This is a genomic window from Lutibacter oceani (assembly GCF_003384935.1).
GTDB lineage: Bacteria > Bacteroidota > Bacteroidia > Flavobacteriales > Flavobacteriaceae > Lutibacter > Lutibacter oceani.
In genome coordinates this window covers 564,600-588,301 of the sequence record NZ_QTTQ01000009.1, presented here as the reverse complement: position 1 = coordinate 588,301, position 23,702 = coordinate 564,600, and the positions used below count along the sequence as shown (strand labels likewise).

The following is a 23,702-nucleotide window of genomic DNA, read 5'->3' as shown; positions in this document are numbered from 1 at the left end:
TAGATTTTGACCATAAAAAATATTAATTCCTATTTAATTTGAAGCCATTTTATTTTTATTTTCTTGCTGTTTTATTTTTTCATTTAAGTTTTTCACAACAGAAAACTATTGATTCTGAAAATATTAAAACTATTATATTAAAACCGAGTACAACAAATTCTTATGCGCCAATTGTTAGGCTTGGAGAAAGAATTCAATTAATTTTTGACGATTTAAATGCCGATGAACACGATTACACCTATAAAATTGTGCATTGCGACTATAATTGGAATTCTTCAAATTTATCAGATTCTGAATTTGTTGATGGCTATGCCGAAGATAGAATACGAGATTATGAAAACTCCTTTAATACATTGCAACCTTATACAAATTATAGGTTAACATTACCTAATGAAAATACAAAACTGAAGATATCAGGAAATTACAAAATATATGTTTTAAATGATGAAGAAGAAGTTGTTTTTGAACGTAATTTTGTTGTATACGAGCCAAAAGTTACCGTAGGTGTTACCATTTTTAAAAGTAGAGATATTTCCACTATTGAAACAAATCAATCAGTTGAATTTATTATAAATCACCCAAATTTAAGAATTAACAATCCAAAGGAAGAAATATTACCGGTAGTTCTTCAAAACAATAATTGGCAAACAGCTATAGAAGGATTAAAACCTCAATTTTACAGGGGAACACAATTATTATATAAATACAATAAAGAAACCAGTTTTATGGCTGGGAATGAGTTTTTGTATTTTGACACAAAATCAATTAGAAATACAGCCTTAAATATTGCAAAAGTTGAATTAGGAAGCGATTTGTACCATACCTATTTATATACAAATGAAGAAAGAATAGATCAGCCTTATACATTATTTGAAGACATTAACGGAAATTTTGTAATTAGAACACTAAACGGACAAAATAACAATACAGATGCTGATTATAGCTGGGTTCATTTTAGCTTAAGTTGTTTGGAAAATTTAGAAGGCAAGGATGTTTTTATAAGTGGAAATTTTAATAATTGGCAGTTAAACGACTCTAATAAACTTATTTATAATGAAAATACAGGCTTGTATGAAGCTAAAATGTTATTAAAACAAGGGTTTTATAATTATCAATATGTTACTAAAACAAAAGAGGGAGTTATTAGTAATAGCGATATAGATGGTTCATTTTATCAAACCGAGAATGATTACACTGTTTTAGTTTACTACAATAAATATGGAAGCCGCTATACACAAGTAATTGGAGTAGGTTTTGGGAATTCTAAAAAATTAAACAATTAAAATTGCTATGTCAGTTCTAGTGCCAAACCCAGCGCAGGTATATTGAGAACTATTTTAGTTTATAGCTAGTTCTTTAATTAAACAATATTTAATAATTAGCCTTTGGAAACCTATTAAGTTTCCAAACACCTTGTTTACAATTATCATACTGTTAATACATTATATTTTCTGTTTTTACGTATCTTTAAACCGTAAAAATTGCTTTTACCAAAAAATATTTAATAATCTGTTTACTTTTTTACTGTTTAAACTAGTGGAATTGAAAACTAATAAAAGCAATAAAAATATATTTTTATCATCACAATTTGAATGGTAAATAGAATATAATTTATGGATATAACAAGTTGCCAAAAATACGATGCTATGCAAAGAATTGAAGAAAAATATTTTACGAGATCACATCAACACGGAACGATGAAAATCATTGATTCTGTTGATTATAATTGTCCTCATTGTGGGAGAAATGTGAATTTTTCTCTTGGTTGGTCAATTCCTCAAAATCATATTTGCTTGAATACCAGATCAAGATGTACAGGTTGTGGAAAAGAAAGTAAATTTATTTACATAGATTATGATTTGACTGACAAACCCGAATTTGGGAAAATATTTATTCATCCTGATTCTAAAAGGAGAACCTCAATAATAGATTTTAGTAAAACAAATTCAAGTTTAAATCAAGGGCTTCAAAAAGCTTATGAATCTGCATTAAATGTTTATAATGTTGGAGAATGGACTGCTACATCTGTCTTATGTAGAAGACTTCTAGAAGGGATAACTCAAGATTTGTTACCAGATGAGAAAAAAAAGTATAATCTAAATAAGAGATTGACAGAATTACCTAAACATTTAGATTTACAAAAACCGATTTTGACTCTTGCAGATGCATTGAGAAAAGGAGGGAATTTAGGAGCTCATTTTGACCTTGATAAAACACCTGATAAAAAGATAACAAGTCAAATGTTAGATTTACTAGATTACCTAATTGAATATATTTATATTTTACCAAATCAAATTGATAATTTACATACTGAAATAGAGGATTTAGCAAATAAATAGATAAAAGTACTTTAGGCAACAATGGGTATAATTTATACTTATATTTAAACTAAATATTAACGACAAAAATTCTAACAAACCGATTTTCCAGTCGCACAAATCATATAAAAACTCGTAAGCAATACCCACAAAAAAATACTATGAAAAAAACAATTATTATCCTTAGCTTAATTCTGATTTCTTGTAATTTTAGTCAAGACAAAAAATCAAATTCTAATACAGTAAATTCTTTAAAGTTAACAGGAACTATTGAGAACCTAAAAGACAGTTTAACAGTTGTCTTAACTAAAATGGATAGCAGAAACTTTTACGGAAAAAGTATTGATTCTACCTTATCATTAAATGGCTTATTTGAATTGAAAATTGATATAAATGAACCAAGTGAATATATGATTATTATTATTGATTACAAGAATATGGTTGCCAAAAGAAATTATCTTTGGCTTGATAAAGGTGATATATCCATAATCGGAAACTATGATGATTTTGAAAATGCAAAAATCAATGGTTCTAAATTAACTGATTTATCAAAAACTTATAATCAGATTAGTGAAAATTTTAGTAATCAAATGAAAAAAGGTGAAATTGACTATAAAAATTATCAAAAAGGAATGTTTAATGAGAGATTAGATTTTCTTTTTAAAAACCCCAATAATATAGTTTCCTTAACCAACTTTCTTGGTTTTACTGATAATATATCAAAAGATAGTCTGCAATTATTTTATTCTAAACTTGATAACAATCTTCAAAATTCTAAAAACGGGATTGCATTAAAAAACAGTTTTGAAATCGAAAGAATAAAAATTGGTAAACCTTTTATAGATATAAGTGCAAAGGATTTAGAAGGTAATAATGTGAAACTTTCTGATTTTAAAGGTAAAGTTATTATTTTAGATTTTTGGGCAATATGGTGTCATTATTGTCACGAACAGAACCAAGAGGAATTTCCAAGACTTAAGGAAAAATACAAAAATGAAGATTTTATCATTATTAGTTACTCCGTTGATGTAGATAAAAAAGATTGGGAAAAATCAAGTAAAGCTGATAATATTGATTGGGTAAACATTTCAAATTTACGAGGTGTTTCAGACAAAGTTGTAACTCAATATGGAGTTCAAGTTTATCCTACAAGCTTTATTATCGATAAAGATGGGAAAGTTATTAATAAAATGAAAGGCTATGAGCATAATGCGCTTGAAACAGAATTAGATAAAATATTTGACATAAAATAGCTAGATAAACTGCTTACAACACCTTATAAAATTTATGCTTACATTTAAACTAAATATTAACGACATAAATTCTAACAAACCGATTTTCCAGTCTTACAAACCATATAGAAATCAACAGAATGCATAAACATATTATTTTAATACTACTTTTGCTAATAGGGATTAATCAGGTAAAATCACAAGATGTCGAACAAATAATAATCGGCACAAAACATTCAATTAAGTCTAAGATCTTGAATGAAGACAGGGAATATTGGATTAGCCTCCCTGATTCATATAATGATAAGGAATCATCCTATAAGAGATATCCAGTGCTTATTGTACTTGATGGGAATTTACACTTTAAGTCTATAATTGGAATGGTAAACTACATGAGCTCTGATGTATACAGAAGCTGGAAAATTCCAGAGATGATTGTGGTTGCTATTCAAAATGTTGATAGAAGAAGAGACTACACACCAGATAAAATCATTACAGTTAGAGAGAATAATACAGGTGGTGGAGATAGTTTTCTCAGATTTTTGGAAGATGAACTATTCCCTGAGTTGGATGAGAATTTTAGAACAGCTCCCTATCGAATACTTTTTGGACATTCCTTAGGAGGTTTGTTGGCCACTCATGCCTATATGAAAGAAAAGACACTCTTCAATTCATTTATTGCAGTTGACCCAAGTTTTGGCACATGGGATTCAGAAACAATGGACAAAAAGTTAGATTCATTAACTGAACAATCATTTGAAAGATTCATTTACATGGCTACTGCAAATTGGGGCAAAAGGAATATCAGAAACCGTGATCGCCATCTAAGATTTTATGAGACATTGAATAGTAAATGCAGAGGTGAATTACCCGCAAAATTAGAATACTTCGATAATGAAAACCATAGCTCAGTTCCAATCATTGCTTTTCATAATGGAATTTCTTCAATTTTTGAGGGCTATGGAATTTCCTATCGTGAAATAAATAGCAAAGAGCAATTAACTGAGCATTTTCAGGCACTTTCGGAGAGGCTCTCGTGGAATTTTCCACCTCCCGAGCATCTTGTAAATCAATTAGGTTATAGAATGATACAGAGTAGAAATAATAAAGACAAATCCAAGGCATTAGAATTCTTTATCTTGAATGTAGAAAATTTCCCTAAATCATCTAATTCCTATGATAGCTTGGGAGAAGCCTATGAAGCATTAGGTGATACTCAAAAAGCAATCGAAAACTATAAAAAATCTCTTGAACTAAATCCAGATAATGAACACGCTAAAATGCAAATAAAGGAATTAAACAAGAGCGAATAAATACAATTGGTAACATTGCCTTTACGTAATGTGGGCAAAAGTGCCAATATGAAAGTAAATATACTAAATAGACAGTTTGGTAAACGGAAAGTACAGAGCTTTAAAATTCTGAAAACTCATAGCCGAGACTGTTGTGTAATATTTAAAAATGACCAAAAAAATACTGACAATAATAGCTATAGGATTTCTTTTTTTCTCTTGTCAGGAGAAAGAAAAAACTGATTCTTTTTCAGAGAACAAAGAAGTGACTAAATGGAATATTGAAAAACTAAATAATAGAGCTAATCAACAACTTGAAAGTACTAAATGGGATTCAATGTTATTTCAGCAAGACATAGAAACATACGACAAATTTGCTGAAATATTCAGGAGTTATCCTTTGAACAAATCACCTTTTCCGGTTGCTGAATATGATTATGCGGTATCTAGTATTCCTTTTACAATAGAAACCGAAGAAGTCATTTTTAAAGGTGTACGAATTGGAGAATATGAGAATCCTGAAAGTGAGGTAATAAGTGATAAATTAACTTTACTGATTTTAACAAATGACAAAGGCTCTAAAGAAAACACACTGGTAGATTCCAGAAATTATCCTTATTTAACAGCTCAAGGAATATTTGAAGTAAAGAATAATGAATTTGATTGGGTGTTTTCCGCAAGTCCAGATGGGTTTTCAATTTTAATGCTAAATATGAAACTGTTTGATTTACGATTTGGAGAAACTATCATTATTTACCCTCAAATAGACAAATCATTTTTATATGACCAACTTAAAGATTCACCAAATAATTACGAAGACTTTGACAAATTCAAGAAAACAATATTGAGTAATACTAGAGTAAAAAATCAACTGAATTCTGAAAAGAATATCAAATAAAAAACGTTGTACAACAATGCTATATGTTATTGCTTGTTATCGCCTATTTCTGAAAACCCTCCCAGATTTTTCGTTTTGTGTATACTTGCTAAGTTAAGTGCTAACGTACATAACTACTCATAGCCGAGACTGTTGTGTAAATAGCGGAAATCATTCCAAAATGCAGAATTAAATGTTAAACTCAAAAATACGATAAATTGAAAAGAATATTTTTTTATAAAAATTGAAAATAATTTAATAATGTTTTAATCAAAAATGCTATGGAGATTGATAAAGAATTAATAGAGAAAACAACCAAATGTAAAAAGAGTTTTGGTTGTTTAAATAATGACCAACATATTTTATGCAAAGTTGAACATTGTGTCAGCAATAAAGTTCATTTTGTTAAATGTTCAGACAATTTTTGTCCATATAGAATGTCATTTGGATATTCAGATGTTTGTAATTGTCCGATGAGAAAAGAAATATTTAATAAATATAAAATTTGATTAGTCCTTAATTTAAAAACGAAACTGTTAGATTTTAGCGCAATAATGTATTATAAATGAATATAAAATTAATTGAACGAAATCTGAAGAAGTGAAAATTGTAAAAAATAAACAAAAGTTGAATAAAACTGGCTACAACAATGTGTATAAAAATTACTTAATTCAATAAAATTGAATGTTTCTAAAATAAAAAAACTTAAATTTAAATATCGAAAAATTACGGTTTGCTAACCGAAACTTCCATTAATCTAAATAGTTACATAAAACTATGAGTAAAAAGACAAAAAATATAAAGGTAGCTGCTGCACAACTTTCTCCCATTTTTCTAAACAAAGAAAAAACTGTTAAGAAGGCATGTGAAGCAATTTTAGATGCTGGTGAAAAAGGTGCTAACTTAATCGTCTTTCCAGAAGCTTTTATATCCGGATACCCGGATTGGGTATGGCTTATACCAAATAGTAAAGGTGCTGATTTAAATGAACTTTATTTAGAACTTGTAGAAAATGCTGTTTCTATTCCCGATGACACCACAAGTAAACTATGTAAAGCTGCAAAAAAAGCAAAAATTAATGTTGTAATTGGTTTGCATGAACGCAATTCTGAAACTAGTAATGCTAGTTTATTTAATAGCTTATTATTCATAGACGATAGCGGTTTGATTATAGGTAAACATAGAAAACTAATTCCAACTGGAGGCGAAAGACTTATATGGTCTCAAGGTGATGGCAGTACTTTATCCTCTTATGATACTTCAGCTGGAAAAATAGCGGGATTAATTTGTTGGGAGAACTTTATGCCTTTGGCAAGAAATGCTATTTATGAATTTGGAACTCAAATATTAGTTTCGCCTACATGGGATAAAAGTCCAAACTGGCTTCAAACTATGCAGCATGTTGCAAGGGAAGGCGGATTATTTGTAATAAGCACTTGTATGGCTTTAAAAATGGCTGACATTCCTAATGAGTATGAATTTAAAAAACTTTACCCTAAGGGAAGAGAATGGATTAATGTTGGTAATAGTTGTATAATTGCACCAAGTGGGAAAGTTATTGCTGGACCATTAGAAGCGGAAGAAGGCATATTATATGCAGATATTAATCTTCAAGATATTATTAAAGCAAAGCGAATGTTTGATGTAGTTGGACATTATTCAAGACCAGATGTTTTTAAATTTAATATTAATCAACCAAATAAAAACTAGCTACAACAAAGCTATAAGAAATTGCTAATTTTCAATAATATAGAAGGTCACAAAAACATTTAATTATTGGGATAGTGATTAAATATTAATTACTTATCTAATTAAACAATTAACAAGTTTTAATTAATTTAAGAAATTTAGTATCTTTGGTATAAATGCAATTAGTAAGTTGTTATGGTACAGCAAGTAACAAATGGTATAAAAATTTCAGTAACCTCTAATTTTGAAGGTACAAGCTATCGAAATTACAGGCTATATTATGCTTTTAGTTACCAGGTTACAATTGAAAATCAAAGCAATGAAACGGTGCAATTATTGGCACGCCATTGGAAAATATTTGACTCATTAAATAAAACTGAAATTGTTGAAGGCTCAGGAGTTATTGGAAAAAAACCAATTTTAAAACCTTCAGAAATACATACATACAGCTCTAACTGTTTTTTAACTTCTCCTATTGGATCAATGAAAGGGTATTACAATATGGTAAATTTTACAACGTCAAGAAATTTCAAAGTGTATATTCCAACATTTCAATTAATGGTTTCTACTATTCATAATTAATGTATGCAGTTTAAATTAATAAAATTTAAGGCTAAATCTAATCAGGTTAAAGGTTTAGAGTGTTTAAATTGTGGGCAACCATTAAATGGTAATGAGAATTTTTGTTCTTATTGCGGGCAAAAAAACACTACTAAAAAATTAAGTTTTGGTGTTTTTATAAATAACTTATTTTCAGGTTTTTTCTCATACGATTCGCGTTTTTGGACCACTTTTATTCCATTATTAACCAAGCCAGGAAAAGTTTCTAAAGATTATATTGAAGGAAAACGAGCACGATTTGTAAATCCTTTTCAATTGTATTTAAATGTATCTATTATTTTCTTTTTAATATTAGGGGTGTCTAATAAAATTGATTCTGAAAATATAGCTGGTAACATTTCAGAAGCAACAAAAAGTTTAGATTCTATAACTAACGTAAATCAAGAACAGTTGGATTCAATAATTACCAATGTACAACAAAAGGTAATTGATAAAATTCCAGACGATTCAACAAAAGTTAAAACAATTGCTGAAGTTGGCAATGTTTTTAAATTGTATGAAACAGCAACAAATACTGCCAAAAAAGACTCCATTAAACTTTCAGAAGCAGATTCAACTAAAAACACTTCTATTGTTAAAAGACTTCAACTTTTTTACGAGTTTCAAAAAAATAATCCAGATTTAACAAACGAACAAATGTTAGATAGTTTGGGTATTGAAAATACTTTTTGGAATAGATTTTATAGTCAGCAGGCAATTAGTGTAAATAAAAATTATAATACTTTAAAAGAGGATGGAGGCAAGGAATATTTCAAAAAATTAACTTCATATATTTCTATTTCACTGTTTATTTTCTTACCAATTTTCACACTTTTTTTAAAGCTGCTTTATATTAGAAAAAAGTACACTTATATGGAGCATTTAGTTTTTGTATTTAATACTCAAACAGTATTTTTTCTATTACTAATAATTTTTTATTTATTCGGTTTTTTTGTTAAAATGAATAATGTTGGCTGGGTTTTTACATTATTATTTTTATTTTATTTATACAAAGCATTGCGTTATTTTTATGAACAAGGTAGATTTAAAACAATTATAAAATACATTCTTTTAAATAGTTATTATATGTTTTTAGCATTAGTAGGATTTATAATTGTAGCAATTTTATCCTTGTTTATAAGTTAAATAGTAAGTAACAATTTTTTAGAATGTATAACATCTTCATATAACATTTCAATAGTTTTGTTTTCTTTTTTTATTGAAGTAATACTTACGGTTTCAACAAATGGACGCTTCATAAAAACAGCTTGTTCTTTATCACCAATTTCTGAATGATGAAATTGTAAAATATTTGAAGAATTAAAATCATTTTTTTTAATCCAGTTTTTAAACCATTTTTTTCGAAGCGCTTTTATTTCATCTGAATACAAAGTTGCTGAGGACCAAATTTTAGGCTCATTTTGAAGCCTGTTAAAGCGCTTTTGGTTTTCATCCCATATTAGTTCAAACAAGTTCAAATTATTTTCATTCCAATCAACAATAACCATTGTAAAAGGCTCAATTCCCTCTAATTCTAAATCTTTAATATATTCTTGAAAATTAGTTGTTTGAAGTATTTCTTTTGCAATTAAACCTCTGCTTTTTTTATAATTAGTTTTTCTTGTATGTTTTATAAATGCACCATTAAGTACGCAAACCAGTCTGTTTTTAGAACTAGTTCCAATCCAGGTTCCACCGGCTAATTTATCCTTCGGAAAAACCATTTTAATACCATTTTCTAAATATTCTTTTGGAGGCAGCGTTTCCCTAAGTGGAGTCTCATCTCTATTAGATGTTAATATGAAATTATTATTTTTTAATGGTAAAAAGGTAACGGTACACATACTATCAAAATTTGATTAATCAGTATTAGTTTCAAAAACAATAAGTCAATACTATTTTGTAACTTTGTAGGCAAATTTAAAGTAAAAATTTATAAAATAATATTAATATGGCGACAGGATTTTATAATGTACCGAAAGCAGTAAATGAACCCGTAAAATCTTACGCACCAGGAAGTCCGGAGCGTAAATTATTATTGGATACTTACAAGAAAATGTACAATGAAAAGGTAGACATTCCTTTTTACATTGGAGGAAAAGAATTTAGAACCGGAAACACAGTTGATATTAATCCACCACACGATCATAAACATTGCGTTGGGCAATATCATACTGCAGATAAAGAGCATATAGAATTGGCTGTTAAAAAGGCTGCTGAAGCTCGTGTAAAATGGGCTGCAACAAGTTGGGAACACAGAGCTGCAATTTTCTTAAAAGCTGCTGAATTACTGGCAGGACCTTTCCGTTATAAAATGAATGCTGCAACCATGATTGCGCAATCTAAAAATGTTTTTCAGGCAGAAATAGATGCAGCTTGTGAATTGATTGATTTTTTACGTTTTAACGTAGAATTTATGACAGAAATATACAGTAACCAACCACAATCTTCTCCGGGTATTTGGAACAGAATGGAATACCGTCCGTTAGAAGGATTTGTATATGCAATTACACCTTTTAATTTTACTGCAATTGCGGGTAATTTACCTGCAGCACCAGCTTTAATGGGGAATGTTATTATATGGAAACCTGCAAGATCTCAGGTGTATTCTGCACAAGTGATTATGGAATTATTTAAAGCAGCCGGTTTACCTGATGGTGTAATAAATATGGTAACGGGTAATTCAAGTACAATTACAGATGTTTTATTAAATAGTCCAGATTTTTCTGGAGTGCATTTTACAGGATCAACACCTGTATTTAATAGTTTTTGGGAAACTATAGGTAAAAATATGAATACCTACAAAACATATCCTAGAATTGTTGGAGAAACAGGAGGGAAAGATTTTATTTGGGCACACCCTTCATCAAATGCTCAAGAAGTTGCAACAGCAATTTCAAGAGGTGCTTTTGAATATCAGGGTCAAAAATGTTCTGCAGCTTCAAGAGCTTATATGCCGGCTAGTTTATGGCCTGCAATTAAGGAAGCGGTTATTAAAGATGTGAAATCATTTAAAATGGGATCACCAGAAGACACTTCAAACTTTATAAATGCTGTAATTGATAATAGAGCTTTTAAAAAATTATCGGGTTATTTAGATCAAGCTAAAAAGGATGCCGATGCTGAAATAATTGTTGGAGGAGGTTATGATGATTCTGTTGGATATTTTATTGAACCAACTGTAATTGTAACTACAAATCCAAAATACGATACCATGTGTACGGAATTATTTGGACCAATAATTACTATTTATGTTTATGAAGATGAAAAATGGCAAGAATCATTAGATTTAGTTGATGAAACTGGAGAGTTTGCATTAACGGGAGCTATTTTTAGTGGAGATCGTTATGTAATTGATATTGCAACTAATAAATTAGAAAATGCAGCAGGTAACTTTTATATAAATGACAAGCCAACCGGTGCTGTTGTAGGGCAACAACCTTTTGGTGGAGCTCGTGGATCTGGAACCAATGACAAAGCGGGTTCAGTTTGGAATTTATTACGTTGGGTAAGTAACCGAACAATTAAAGAAACTTTTGTTCCACCAACAGATTATAGATATCCATTCTTAAAAGAAAGTACTATTGAAACTGTTGAAAAAGAAGTTGAAACTGCAATTGAAAAATTAAAAGAATTTAGTAAAGATTTAAAAGACAAGTTTAAAAAATAACCCCAACTTTAGATTGCTATTTAAAATAACAAAAAACTCGCCATTTGGCGAGTTTTTTTATGGATTTAATTTTAATTATACTCCTTTAAAACTATCAGCACCATCTAATAACCCAATTAATTCTTGTGGATTGTGAATAATAGTTGGCATATGTTGCGGACAGATATAAAATTCACTTTCCTGATAATAAAATTTAGTAACAGGTATTTCGGTTGCTGCTTTTTTACAAACTAAACATGCTTTAACTTGGCTCATAATCTAATATTTTAATTTAAGACAAAAATATCTTTTAATTTTAAATAAAAAAGTAACAAATGTCATATTTATCTTTTCTTTAAAGGAATATGAACCACTTTTTTAGTTTCAAAAAAATCATTTTCAAAAAAATCAGTTAAATTATAAGTTGTCGCATTTGGAAAATTTGCCAATTCGTCAGTTAAATCACCACCTTTTAAATATAAGATGCCATTTTTAATTTCGTGAAGCTGCTTTTTAGCTATTTTTTTTCGAACCCATTTTACAAAATCATCCATTTTAGTTACAGCCCTACTAATTATAAAATCGAATTCACCTTTAACATTTTCTGCCCTAATTTGTTCGGCTTTTACATTTTTTAAACCCAATTCTTTAACAACTTCATTAACAACTTTAATTTTTTTACCAATGGAATCTACCAAATAAAAATTAGTTTCAGGAAACAATATTGCTAAAGGAATCCCAGGAAAACCACCACCTGTACCTACATCTAAAATTGATGCTTGAGGTTTAAAAGGTTGTACTTTGGCTATAGCTAAAGAGTGTAAAACATGTTTTGTATATAATTCATTAATGTCTTTTCTGGAAATTACATTAATTTGTGCATTCCAATATTTATAAAGGTCTTCTAATTTTGAAAATTGCGCTATTTGTGTTTCAGATAAATTAGAAAAATGATTTATAATTGTTTCCATAATTGTTAAAAATATTAGGCTGTAAAATTACTATTTCAAAAATTAAATTAACATCTTTTCTAAAATTGTTATATTTTTCCCAAAAATTAATTTAAAAACTTAAAATGGCTTAATTTTGGCGCATACATTTTATATATATAAAAAGTATTATGAATAATAACAAAACAATTAGCTTTTCAAGAAATGATAAAGCTAAATTTTTTAGAACTCTTAATAAAAGAGTGAATACTTATTTTAAAGAAAATAAGATAAGACGTACAGGAAACTGGAAATTATATACAAAAGCAATTATAATGTTTAGTGTGTTTTTAATTCCATTGGTTTTAATTTTAACTGTTTCTATGCCACAATGGGCATTACTTTTATTAACAGTTGTAATTGGAATTGGAATGGCAGGTGTTGGTATGAATGTAATGCATGATAGTAATCACGAATCATTTTCAAGTAAAAAATGGGTTAATAAATTAATGGGAAGCAGTATTTATATACTTGCAGGTAATGTATACAATTGGAAAGTGCAGCATAATGTTTTACATCATACATTTACTAATATACAAGGTCATGATGAAGATATTGATGCAGGAAGAATTATTCGTTTTTCAAAACATTCAAAATGGTTGGGAATTCACAGGTTTCAAAAGTACTACTCCATATTTTTATATGGGTTGTTAACTATAAATTGGGCAATTACAACCGATTTTAAACAAATGCATAGTTATTTAAAACGCAAACTTTCTTATGGAGAGTTTCCAAACCCAGCAAAAGAATGGACAATTTTAATAGTAACTAAAATTGTGTATTACTTACTTTGGATTGTTTTGCCTTTGTTAGTATTAGATATTGCTTGGTGGAAAGTTTTAATTGGATTTTTTGTAATGCATTATACCGCTGGAATGATTTTGAGTGTTGTTTTTCAATTAGCACACGTAGTTCCAAAAACAGAAATGCCATTACCTGATAAAGAAGGACATTTAGAGCATACTTGGGCCATTCATCAGTTATATACAACGTCTAACTTTGCCCCAACAAATAAATTTATTTCTTGGTATACTGGAGGTTTAAACCATCAGGTTGAACATCATATTTTTCCTCATATTTCTCATATTCATTACGGGAAAATTGCAAAAATTGTAAAGGAAACTGCAAAGGAATTTAATTTACCATATAACGAATACAAAACATTTAGAAAAGCAATATTAGAACATTTTAATCAACTAAAAGCATTAGGTGTAAAACCTAGTTACGCTTAAATTAATTAAGTTATGAAGGATCAACTATCAGACAGAATTAACAGTTTACCAGTATCAGCAACTTTAGCAATGGCAGCTAAAGCAAGAGAATTAAAAGCAGCAGGAAAAGATATTATTAGTTTAAGTTTGGGAGAGCCAGATTTTAATACTCCTGAATTTATTAAAGATGCAGCAATCCAGGCAATTAATGATAATTATAATTCATATAGCCCTGTTGATGGTTATGCCGACTTAAAAGATGCAATTATTACTAAGTTTAAACGCGATAATAATTTAGAGTACAAACCAAGTCAAATTGTGGTTTCAACGGGGGCAAAACAATCTATTGCAAATATAGCAATGGTATTATTAAATCCAGGAGATGAGGTTTTATTACCAGCACCTTATTGGGTAAGCTATTCTGCTATTGCAACTTTGGCAGAAGCTACTTATAAAGAAATTCCGTCAACAATTGAAACGGATTTTAAAATTACACCAGCACAATTAGAGGCTGCAATTACGCCAAAAACAAAAATGATATTCTTTAATTCGCCAAATAACCCAAGTGGTACTATTTATAGCGAAGCAGAGTATAGAGCTTTGGCAGCTGTTTTAGAAAAATATCCAAATATTTATGTGCTTTCTGATGAAATATATGAACACATTAATTATGGGGAACCAATGTTTAGTTTTGCTGCTATTGAAAGTATGTATGATAGAACTATAACTGTAAATGGTGTTGCAAAAGCATTTGCAATGACAGGTTGGAGAATTGGTTATATTGGAGGTCCAGAATGGATAGCAAGAGCATGTAATAAATTACAAGGTCAAATAACTTCTGGAGCAAACTGTATTGCGCAAAGAGCAACTATAGCAGCTTTGGAGGCACCAGTTTCTAAAATTCAATATATGGTAGATGAATTTCATAAACGTAGAGACATGATGTTGGATTTGTTAGGAAATATTGATGGTTTTAAATTGAATAAACCAGGAGGTGCATTTTATATTTTTCCAGATGTTTCTGCATTTTTTGGAAAAGAAATTAAAGGACATAAAATTGAAAATGCAACCGACTTTTCTTTATTTTTATTAGAAGAAGCGAATATTGCAACAGTTACTGGTGAAGCTTTTGGAGCGCCAGATTGTATTAGAATATCTTATGCAGCTTCTGAAGAAAATTTAAGAGAGGCTGTTTCAAGAATTGAGAAAGCATTGGCTTAATAAATTTTAATTTTTTTAATATAAAAGAGGCTTTTCATTAATTTGAAAAGCCTTTTTTCATGATGATTTTTTTATAAATAATTTTTAAAAAGATATTACTTTTTGAATTACATTTGTATTGATTTACAATGTATATGTACTAATTTTTATTTTATGAAATAAAATATTTTAAGATTCAAGCTTTTGAAAATTAGGAAGTCATATTCAAAAGCAAACCTTTAGAAAAGGTATTGAATTGTAAGTTAACTTCTCTTTTAAAAATCAGCAGTAATAGTAAATTATCTGCAGGTTTTAGAGTTCATATTTATTTTTTTAGCACACTTAATACAGGTTTTAACTTGTAGTGTATTTAGGTATAAAATATTTTCCTAAAAACAGTAAATATGAATAAAATTAAAATATAAATTACTTTAAAAAAATTAAAAAAATGAAAGCATTTATTTTATTATTTACGTTAGCATCTTTGGGTTTTACAAAAATCACTCAAGAAACTGTAACTATGAAAGCATCTTTTGATGGTTTTGAAGATGGTTATTACTATTTTACTGATGAAGAAGATAATAATTTTTATTTTGAAACAATAAGTAAAGAAGCAGCAGAAAAATACAATCTTTTAGAAGATGAATTTATTGGTGAAACGTTTGAGGTTACCTATAAAATTGAAACTAAAACAGATGAAAATGATGAGGAATATGAGTCTTATTCCATTGTTAAACTACAATTAATAGAAGAAGAATAATATTAAAAAGGGTGTCTGAAAAATAAAATTCAACTCAATTTGTCACATTGAGCATATTCAGAATAGAGTACTCAAGAACTCTTTAAATCTTTTCTTGCTGAATAAATATTTTATCGTTAGTAATAACAGTTTCAGGCACCCTAATTTAAATTAATTCAAAATAAATTTTTAAAATATAAGTGAACATAAAAAAGACTCATTTAAAAAATGAGAGAAACATAAAAAGAAATTTTCTATTTGTTTCTAGGTGGGGAGAATCTTTAGATATTGCTTATGCAACGCTATTGGAAGGGAACGATGTAAAAATGTATATTGAAGATAAGCCATCTAAAGAAATTGGCTATGGTTTTGTAGCAAAAGTAAAAGATTGGGCAAAGCATATTAATTGGGCGGATATTATAGTTTTTGATTATACGGGTTATGGACAAGTATGTCAAGATCTTAGAGCTTCAGGAAAAATAGTTTTTGGTGGTAGCGAATATACCGATAAACTGGAACTAGATAGGAATTTCGGACACGAGGAACTTCAAAAACACAAGGTAAAAATTATACCATCGAAAGAATTTCAAAATTTTGAAGATGCTATAAATTATATTGAAAAACACCCTGATTCTTATGTAATTAAGCCTTGTGGCGAAATTCAAGAATTAAAACAATTACTTTTTGTTGGAAGTGATGATGAAGGTAAAGACGTTATTCGTGTTTTAAAAGCGTATGAAAAATCTTGGGGAAATAATTTTGGAAATTTTCAACTTCAAAAAAAGGTAAAAGGTGTTGAAATATCTGTAAGTGCTTTTTTTAATGGAAATGAATTTTTGCGTCCTTTAAATATCACTTTTGAGCATAAAAAACTATTTCCTAAGGAATTAGGTGTTTCTACGGGAGAAATGGGAAGCAGTATGCTTTGGGTAAAAGAATCTCCAATATTTGAAGCTACATTAAAAAAGTTTGAAAAAACATTGGCAAAATCAGATTTTGTAGGTCATATTGATATTAATTGTATAGTTAATGGTAATGGTATTTATCCTTTAGAATTTACTTCCAGATTTGGATTTCCACAAGTATTTATTCAAAGAACAGGTATAAATGAACCTATTGGAAATATGTTATACAAAATAGCCAAAGGTGAAAATTTTACTATAAACGCTAAAAAAGGATTTCAAATAGGCGTTTTTATAGTGGTTCCTCCATTTCCTTATAACGATAAAAAAACCTTCGATTTATTTTCAAAAGATTCAGTTGTAATATTTAAAAAAGAAGTTAAGGAAGGAATACATCCAATGCATTTAAAAAGTATTAATGGAGAATGGTTAATTACGGGTAATACTGGAATTGCATTAATGGTTAGCGGTACTGGATTAACTATGAAAGATGCTCAAAAAGTAATGTATAGTAAGGTTGCTAATATTATTGTAAATAATAGTTATTACCGAACGGATATTGGAGACAGGTGGTTTGATGAATCGGATAAATTAATGTCTTGGGGTTTATTGTAAAAAGTTTAATAATGGAAATTGAATTTAATAAAATAGCTAATTCACCAGCACAATTTTTTAATATTTTACCTCAAGATTGGCAAGATATTATAGTTCCACAATGGGATAAATTTAAGAATTCATCTTCAATATATGTTTTTAAAGAAAATGAAGAGCTAATTGCTGGTGGAATTGTATTTGAAAATGGTCATCCGAATAGGACTTCTTTTGAAAAAAAACATCAGTATTTATATACTGAAAATTACTTTTATATTGGTTTTGTTTGGGTAATTCCTTCAAAAAGAAATCAACAATTAGCATCAAAATGGTTGTCTGAAATTAAAAAAACAGCTATAAATCAAAAGTTTTGGCTTGTGATTGAAGAAGAATCATTAAAATATTTTTATCAAAAGAATGATTTCAAGTTAATTGCAGAAAGTGATGCTAAAAATAATAAGGAATGGGTTTTAACGTACATTCCTTAATAGTTTTAAAACAGCCTTTTATTATTTCTTTTTGGTTAAATCAATATCGTAGCTTAAATTAACATGTAATAGGTTGTTAGAGACATAAAGTTCTGAGTTTTTACGATAATAATACCTGCCATAACCAATCCAAACAGATGAGTTGGGCAACAATTTATAACCTAATAAAGCAGCAAAATTATTTTGGTCAAAATTTGGAGTTGAAATTCCGCCACCGGCAAAACGAATTCTAATTTCATTAGATAATTTACCCATAATAAAGGTTTCATTTTTTAACTTTAATAAATTGGTTGAAGCTTGAATTCTATATCTAATTCGGTTCACATATTTATCTCCTTCAATTACATTAGGAGTTATATTTGAATTTATTAAATCTATATTACGCTCTTCAAATTGTAACCAGTTACTAATTTTTACTTTTCCAACATTAGAATTAAGAGTTATATTTTGAAAAAATCTATTTTCTTTTTTTTTAATAGAAGGGTGTAAAGCTCCATACGGAAACGATGTATAATGCAGATATCCTAAACCAATACTTAAATATTTTGAAAGCCTATAATTAATACTCGAAGCTAAAATAATAGCTTGGGTATTTTTTAAAAAATTAACGTTACGTTGTTGTACTATATTACCAATACAAATTTTTTCTGAAACCTTTAATTTGTTCAAAAAAGTAAACCAAGAACCATTATCCTTCAAAGTTTCAGTTTGTGCATTTATTTTGCCACAAATACTTAAAATAAGGAGCGCAAAAATAATTTTTTTCATAAATTATAAATAAGATGCGAAGATAAACCTATTAAAAAATGCAATTTATGAGAATTGTCATTTCTAAGTATTTTTTTGTATTTTTAGTTATTATTAATTAAAAAAATAAAAAAATGGCAGTAATGAAAGTTATTGAAGTAATGGCAAGTTCTTATGAAAGTTGGGAAGATGCTACTAAAAAGGCAGTTTCACATGCTTCTAAAAGTGTAAATCATATAAAGTCTGCTTTTGTACAATCTCAAAGTGTTGTAGTTAATGAAGGTGAAGTATCAGAATTTAGAGTAAATGTTAAAATTACTTTCGAGGTAAAATAAACTTAATTTTATAGTTTTAAAAAGCGCTTTTTTAAAAAGCGCTTTTCTTTTTTTAACCAATATCATTTATCTTTATTTAATATTAATGCAACGGATTTTATATTTTTTAATAGGAATTTCAATTGTAAGTTGTACAAATAAAACTGAAAAACAAATGACGAGTCATAAATTTACGAATAGCTTAATTAAGGAAACAAGCCCTTATTTATTGCAACATGCACACAATCCTGTTGATTGGCATGCTTGGAATGATGAAGCTTTAGATCTTGCAAAAAAAGAAAATAAATTATTACTTATTTCTATTGGATATTCGTCTTGTCACTGGTGTCATGTTATGGAACATGAAAGTTTTGAAAGTGAAGAAGTTGCTGCTGTAATGAATCAAAATTTTATTAATATTAAGGTAGATAGGGAAGAACGCCCAGATATTGATCAAGTATATATGAATGCTGTTCAATTAATGACAGGTAGAGGTGGATGGCCGCTAAATTGTATTGCTTTACCAGATGGCAGACCAGTTTGGGGAGGAACCTATTTTCCAAAAGAAAATTGGATAAGCGCATTGGAACAATTGAGTAAAATGTATACAGAAAAACCAAATGAAGTAATTGAATATGCTGTAAAGTTAACTGAAGGAATTAAAAATTCTGATTTAGTACCTTTAAATAAAAATACCAAAGAATTTACTGTTTCTGAATTGGATAGTGCTGTTTTGACCTGGAGAGAATATATGGATTTTGATTTGGGAGGTAGAAAAGGGGCACCAAAATTTCCAATGCCTAATAATTATATTTTTTTATTACGTTATGCTATTCAGGCAAATGATAATTTAATATTGAATTATGTAAACACCTCGCTTACTAATATGGCTTATGGAGGAATAAATGATCAAATTGGAGGTGGTTTTTCCAGATATTCTGTAGATAAAAAGTGGCATGTTCCTCATTTTGAGAAAATGTTGTATGATAATGGACAATTGGTGAGTTTGTATGCTGAAACTTATCAGGCAACAAAAAATGAATTGTATAAAAAAACTGTTTATGAAACCTTAGAGTTTGTTGAAAGAGAATTAACCACAAATGAAGGTGCGTTTTATTCTTCGTTAGATGCGGATAGTATTAATGAAGAAGGAAAATTAGAAGAAGGTGCATTTTATGTTTGGAAAAAGGAGAAATTAAAATCCATTTTAAATGAAGATTTTAAATTGTTTTCAGAATATTATAATGTTAATAATTATGGCTTTTGGGAACATGATAATTATGTATTAATTAGAAAAAATAGTAATGTTGAAGTTGCTGAAAATAACTCAATTACGGTTTCAGAACTAGAAGCCAAAGTAGAGATTTGGAAAAAATTATTATTACAAGTACGTAGTAAAAGAGTCCGACCACGTTTGGATGATAAATCGTTAACTTCTTGGAATGCCCTTATGTTAAAAGGTTATATAGATGCGTATAAAGTTTTTAATGAACAACATTTTTTAGATATAGCAATAAAAAATGCCACGTTTATTTATACCAAACAATTGCAGGAAAACGGAAATTTAAATCACAGTTATAAAAATGGTAGAAGCACCATAAACGGTTATTTAGAAGATTATGCAACTGTAATAGATGCTTATATTTCATTATACGAAATAACTTTAAATGAACTTTGGTTAAATACGGCAAAACAATTAACTGATTATAGTTTTGATCATTTCTTTGATTCTGAAAAATCTATGTTTTATTTTACTTCTGATGAAGATACCAATTTAATAACCCGTAAAACAGAAATTGAAGACAATGTAATACCGGCCTCAAACTCTTTAATGGCCAATAATTTGTTTAAACTAAGTCATTATTTTTCCAATAATTATTACTTTAGAACAAGTAAGCAAATGCTTCATAATGTTCAGGAAAGAACACAACTTTATGGTTCTGGATATTCAAATTGGTTACAATTAATGTGTAATTTAACAGGTAACTTTTATGAAATAGCCATTTCAGGAAATGATTCCAAAACGAAAATTATGGAGTTGAATAAAAATTATATTCCAAATAAATTAATTGCAGGAAGTATAAAAAAAAGTAATATTCCATTAATGGAAGGTAGATTTAATGAAAATGAAACCTTAATTTATGTATGTGTTGATGGTGCTTGTCAATTACCTGAAAGTGAAGTTAAAAAGGCCTTGAATCAATTAAAAATAAAGTTTTAATGATACATAATTTATTAATTTTTATTGTTGGTTTAGTTGCATTTGAACACATCTATTTTATGATTTTAGAGATGTTTTATTGGGACAAACCAAAAGGGTTGAAAGCATTTGGTTTAAAACTTGAAGAGGCTAAAGTTTCTAAAACACTTGCTAAAAACCAAGGTTTGTATAATGGATTTTTAGCTGCCGGACTTATTTGGGCAATAATTAATAAAAATAACTTTAACGAAATAGCACTTTTCTTTTTAACTTGTGTGACGATAGCTGGTATTTTTGGGTCATATACTACAGGAAAAATAAAGTTATTTTTAGTACAATCTGTTCCAGCAATTATTGGAATAATTTTAATCTTAATTTAAAAAAAATTATATAATGAATTTTCAAAAGTATTTAGATTTAGCACTTTCATTTATTGAAAGAAATGCAGTAAATGTTATTGTGGCGTTTTTAATTTTAATAATAGGGCTATGGCTTGTTAAAAAAATTGTAAAAATTACCAGAAAAGTAATGGACAAAAGAGGTGTAGATATAACGCTTCAAAAATTCTTGGGAGATTTAATTGGATGGGGACTAAAAATTTTGGTTTTTATAACTGCTATTTCGCAAGTTGGTGTTGAAACTACTTCATTTATTGCAATACTAGGTGCTGCCGGTTTAGCTGTTGGTTTAGCATTGCAAGGTTCGTTAGCTAACTTTGCTGGCGGAGCTTTAATAATGATATTTAAACCTTTTAAAGTAGGAGATTTTATTGAAGCTCAAGGGTATTCTGGTACTGTGAAGGAAATTCAAATTTTTGTAACAAAATTAAATTCACCACAAAATAGATTGATAATTCTACCAAATGGAGCATTGTCTAATGGTAACATTACTAATTATTCGGAAGAAAATGTGGCTAGAGTTGATTTGACTTTTGGAGTTAGTTATGATACAGATATAAAGCAAGCAAAAGAAGTGTTGATGAAAGTTTTATTGGATAACCCTAAAGTTTTAAAAGAACCAGCACCAGCTGTAAAGCTATCTGAATTAGCTGATAGCTCAGTTAATTTTGTGGTAAGGCCTTGGGTTGTTACTGAAGATTACTGGACTGTGCATTTTGAAGTTTTGGAAGCAACTAAATTAGAATTAGATAAAGCAGGTATTGAAATTCCGTACCCACATCAAGTTGAAATTAGAAAGTAATTAAATTGTTGGAATAATAATTGATGATAAATTATTAAAATTTAAAAAATGAATTATATAAAGTTAATTTCAGTAACTTTTATTTTGTTCTGTACAATAGGTTTTTCTCAAAATTCAGATGTAGAGCATATATATACCAATGCAACAAGTTTAACATCTGTTGATTTAACATCTAAAAAGTTAGTAGGTAGTAGTTATATTGATGTAGATTTTCGACCGGCAAAAGTTTCAAACAGCGAAGCCATTTATTTAATAAGATACAATGCCTATTTAGATGAAATGGAAATAGAAATAAGTGGTAAGGCTTATTATTTGCCAAAATCTAATAATTACACTGTTACTTTTGAAGGAGTTAATAAGGTATATCAACTTTCAAATTATGATGAAAAGGGAACTCAGAAAAAAGGTTTTTTTATGGTTTTAACATCAGGTGATAATATTTCATTATTAAAGCAAGAAAAAATTAAATTATATGAAGAAGTTCCTGCAAAATTAGGATTTACAAGATATGAACCGCCTAAATTAAGTAGGGTGAAAGATAAATATTTTATTGGTTATAAAAATAAAACAACTGTTGAATTGCCAAAAAAGAAAAAAGACTTTTTAAACTTGTTTTCTAGCAAATCTAAGGACATTGGAGGATTTATGAAAAAAAATAAATTAAATATAAAAAATACAGAACATTTAACTCAAATATTTAATTATTATAAAACTATTAATTAAAATTTTTTATAAAGTATATGAATATTTTTTTATTCAATATAAAAGCATTTATTAAAAAGAACCTAACACTTTTAGGATTATTGTTTTCGCTTTTTGGTTTTTCGCAACATTCAAATTCAGAACAAATATATGCTAATGGTAAAGGTTTAACCTCTATAGATTTAAGATCTAAAGAATTAGTAGGGAATAGCTATATTAACGAAACCTACTTATCTGCAAAACTATCTTATAGTGAGGTTAATTATTTTGTTAGGTATAATGCTTATTTAGATGAAATGGAAATAGAAATAAGTGGTAAGCCTTATTATTTACCAAAATCTAATAACTATACAGTTACTTTTGAAGGAGTTAATAAGGTATATCAACTTTCAAATTATGATGAAAAGGGAACTCAGAAAAAAGGTTTTTTTGTGGTTTTAGTTGATGGTAATAAAGCTTCTTTATTGGTTAAAGAAAAAATTAAATTGTATGATGAGGTTCCTGCAAAATTAGGTTTTACAAAATACGAACCACCAACTTTAAAACGAATTAAGAATGAATTTTATATTGATTTTAAAGATAAAATAATTATAAAATCTCCAACAAACAAAAAATATTTTTCAAATTTGTTTTTAACTAAATCTAAAGAAATTGAGTTGTATATTAAAAAAAATAAACTCAATATTAAAAATGAATCAGACTTAATACAGATATTTAACTATTATAATTCTATAAATTAGATTCTTATTTAAAATAAATATT

Annotated in this window: 24 protein-coding genes; 20 read left to right on the top strand and 4 right to left on the bottom strand. The window is 28.3% G+C overall.

Translation table 11 applies throughout. From position 1 onward, the window contains the following. Nucleotides 1-38: 38 nt before the first annotated feature. The 8 genes from BX611_RS02725 to BX611_RS02685 all read left to right on the top strand — a co-directional run bounded on the left by BX611_RS02725 (nt 39) and on the right by BX611_RS02685 (nt 9,154). Nucleotides 39-1,283, top strand: coding sequence for a type IX secretion system plug protein (locus BX611_RS02725; RefSeq protein ID WP_115877948.1), 1,245 nt, complete (start codon nt 39-41; stop codon nt 1,281-1,283). A 510-nt stretch (nt 1,284-1,793) separates the two neighbouring features. Then, the gene (locus BX611_RS02720; RefSeq protein ID WP_162879997.1) at nt 1,794-2,339 is read left to right on the top strand and encodes a DUF4145 domain-containing protein; all 546 of its coding nucleotides are present in this window, start codon (nt 1,794-1,796) and stop codon (nt 2,337-2,339) included. A 140-nt stretch (nt 2,340-2,479) separates the two neighbouring features. Next, entirely contained in the window at nt 2,480-3,571 is a 1,092-nt protein-coding gene (locus tag BX611_RS02715; protein ID WP_115877946.1) for a TlpA disulfide reductase family protein, read from the top strand. A gap of 119 nt (nt 3,572-3,690) precedes the next feature. Then, nucleotides 3,691-4,863: an alpha/beta hydrolase-fold protein gene (locus BX611_RS02710; RefSeq protein ID WP_115877945.1), complete on the top strand. Its 1,173-nt coding sequence runs from the start codon at nt 3,691-3,693 to the stop codon at nt 4,861-4,863. A 244-nt stretch (nt 4,864-5,107) separates the two neighbouring features. Beyond that, nucleotides 5,108-5,740: a hypothetical protein gene (locus tag BX611_RS02705; RefSeq protein ID WP_147296389.1), complete on the top strand. Its 633-nt coding sequence runs from the start codon at nt 5,108-5,110 to the stop codon at nt 5,738-5,740. Nucleotides 5,741-6,496: 756 nt separating this feature from the next. After that, on the top strand, nt 6,497-7,429 hold the full coding sequence (locus tag BX611_RS02695) for a carbon-nitrogen hydrolase family protein (protein WP_115877942.1): 933 nt from the start codon (nt 6,497-6,499) through the stop codon (nt 7,427-7,429). A 174-nt stretch (nt 7,430-7,603) separates the two neighbouring features. Then, on the top strand, nt 7,604-7,990 hold the full coding sequence (gene apaG, locus BX611_RS02690; RefSeq protein ID WP_115877941.1) for a Co2+/Mg2+ efflux protein ApaG: 387 nt from the start codon (nt 7,604-7,606) through the stop codon (nt 7,988-7,990). Between the two features lie 3 nt (nt 7,991-7,993). Then, nucleotides 7,994-9,154: a DUF3667 domain-containing protein gene (locus BX611_RS02685; RefSeq protein WP_115877940.1), complete on the top strand. Its 1,161-nt coding sequence runs from the start codon at nt 7,994-7,996 to the stop codon at nt 9,152-9,154. Here BX611_RS02685 and BX611_RS02680 read toward each other — a convergent pair. Then, nucleotides 9,151-9,852: an NRDE family protein gene (locus tag BX611_RS02680; protein ID WP_115877939.1), complete on the bottom strand. Its 702-nt coding sequence runs from the start codon at nt 9,850-9,852 to the stop codon at nt 9,151-9,153. The genes BX611_RS02685 and BX611_RS02680 overlap by 4 nt on opposite strands. Nucleotides 9,853-9,959: 107 nt before the next feature. Between BX611_RS02680 and pruA the strand changes: the two genes are divergently transcribed. Next, on the top strand, nt 9,960-11,678 hold the full coding sequence (pruA, locus tag BX611_RS02675) for an L-glutamate gamma-semialdehyde dehydrogenase (protein ID WP_115877938.1): 1,719 nt from the start codon (nt 9,960-9,962) through the stop codon (nt 11,676-11,678). A 75-nt stretch (nt 11,679-11,753) separates the two neighbouring features. On the opposite strand, the gene BX611_RS02670 is transcribed toward pruA, so the two are convergent. Beyond that, on the bottom strand, nt 11,754-11,933 hold the full coding sequence (locus BX611_RS02670) for a hypothetical protein (RefSeq protein WP_115877937.1): 180 nt from the start codon (nt 11,931-11,933) through the stop codon (nt 11,754-11,756). Nucleotides 11,934-12,001: 68 nt separating this feature from the next. Continuing rightward, entirely contained in the window at nt 12,002-12,628 is a 627-nt protein-coding gene (gene rsmG / locus BX611_RS02665; protein WP_115877936.1) for a 16S rRNA (guanine(527)-N(7))-methyltransferase RsmG, read from the bottom strand. A gap of 149 nt (nt 12,629-12,777) precedes the next feature. Here rsmG and BX611_RS02660 point away from each other — a divergent pair, with 149 nt between their 5' ends. From BX611_RS02660 to BX611_RS02640, 5 genes are all read left to right on the top strand, one after another. After that, nucleotides 12,778-13,878 (top strand): fatty acid desaturase family protein, encoded by a 1,101-nt coding sequence (locus BX611_RS02660; RefSeq protein ID WP_115877935.1) that lies wholly within the window; start codon nt 12,778-12,780, stop codon nt 13,876-13,878. A 12-nt stretch (nt 13,879-13,890) separates the two neighbouring features. Beyond that, a complete protein-coding gene (locus BX611_RS02655) occupies nt 13,891-15,078 on the top strand; it encodes a pyridoxal phosphate-dependent aminotransferase (protein ID WP_181897225.1) in 1,188 nt (395 codons plus the stop codon). A gap of 427 nt (nt 15,079-15,505) precedes the next feature. Next, complete coding sequence (locus tag BX611_RS02650) at nt 15,506-15,817, top strand: hypothetical protein (protein WP_115877934.1); 312 nt, start codon at nt 15,506-15,508, stop codon at nt 15,815-15,817. A 179-nt stretch (nt 15,818-15,996) separates the two neighbouring features. Continuing rightward, nucleotides 15,997-17,313 carry a phosphoribosylamine--glycine ligase gene (locus tag BX611_RS02645; RefSeq protein ID WP_240324945.1) on the top strand — a complete coding sequence of 439 codons (1,317 nt, stop codon included), beginning with the start codon at nt 15,997-15,999 and terminating at the stop codon, nt 17,311-17,313. Nucleotides 17,314-17,324: 11 nt separating this feature from the next. After that, complete coding sequence (locus BX611_RS02640) at nt 17,325-17,777, top strand: GNAT family N-acetyltransferase (RefSeq protein ID WP_147296388.1); 453 nt, start codon at nt 17,325-17,327, stop codon at nt 17,775-17,777. A gap of 21 nt (nt 17,778-17,798) precedes the next feature. On the opposite strand, the gene BX611_RS02635 is transcribed toward BX611_RS02640, so the two are convergent. Then, on the bottom strand, nt 17,799-18,545 hold the full coding sequence (locus BX611_RS02635; RefSeq protein WP_115877932.1) for a DUF2490 domain-containing protein: 747 nt from the start codon (nt 18,543-18,545) through the stop codon (nt 17,799-17,801). 113 nt (nt 18,546-18,658) lie between these two features. On the opposite strand from BX611_RS02635, the gene BX611_RS02630 reads away from it, so the two are divergent. From BX611_RS02630 to BX611_RS02605, 6 genes are all read left to right on the top strand, one after another. Beyond that, complete coding sequence (locus BX611_RS02630; RefSeq protein WP_115877931.1) at nt 18,659-18,859, top strand: dodecin family protein; 201 nt, start codon at nt 18,659-18,661, stop codon at nt 18,857-18,859. An 85-nt stretch (nt 18,860-18,944) separates the two neighbouring features. Next, nucleotides 18,945-21,059: a thioredoxin domain-containing protein gene (locus BX611_RS02625; protein WP_115877930.1), complete on the top strand. Its 2,115-nt coding sequence runs from the start codon at nt 18,945-18,947 to the stop codon at nt 21,057-21,059. After that, entirely contained in the window at nt 21,059-21,418 is a 360-nt protein-coding gene (locus tag BX611_RS02620; RefSeq protein ID WP_115877929.1) for a DUF1304 domain-containing protein, read from the top strand. Before BX611_RS02625 ends, BX611_RS02620 begins: the two co-directional genes overlap by 1 nt. 13 nt (nt 21,419-21,431) lie before the next feature. Continuing rightward, nucleotides 21,432-22,238, top strand: a complete 807-nt coding sequence (locus tag BX611_RS02615; protein ID WP_115877928.1) for a mechanosensitive ion channel family protein — start codon at nt 21,432-21,434, stop codon at nt 22,236-22,238. 48 nt (nt 22,239-22,286) lie between these two features. Beyond that, the gene (locus BX611_RS02610; RefSeq protein WP_115877927.1) at nt 22,287-22,961 is read left to right on the top strand and encodes a hypothetical protein; all 675 of its coding nucleotides are present in this window, start codon (nt 22,287-22,289) and stop codon (nt 22,959-22,961) included. A 17-nt stretch (nt 22,962-22,978) separates the two neighbouring features. Beyond that, nucleotides 22,979-23,680, top strand: coding sequence for a hypothetical protein (locus BX611_RS02605; RefSeq protein WP_115877926.1), 702 nt, complete (start codon nt 22,979-22,981; stop codon nt 23,678-23,680). Nucleotides 23,681-23,702 lie beyond the last annotated feature (22 nt).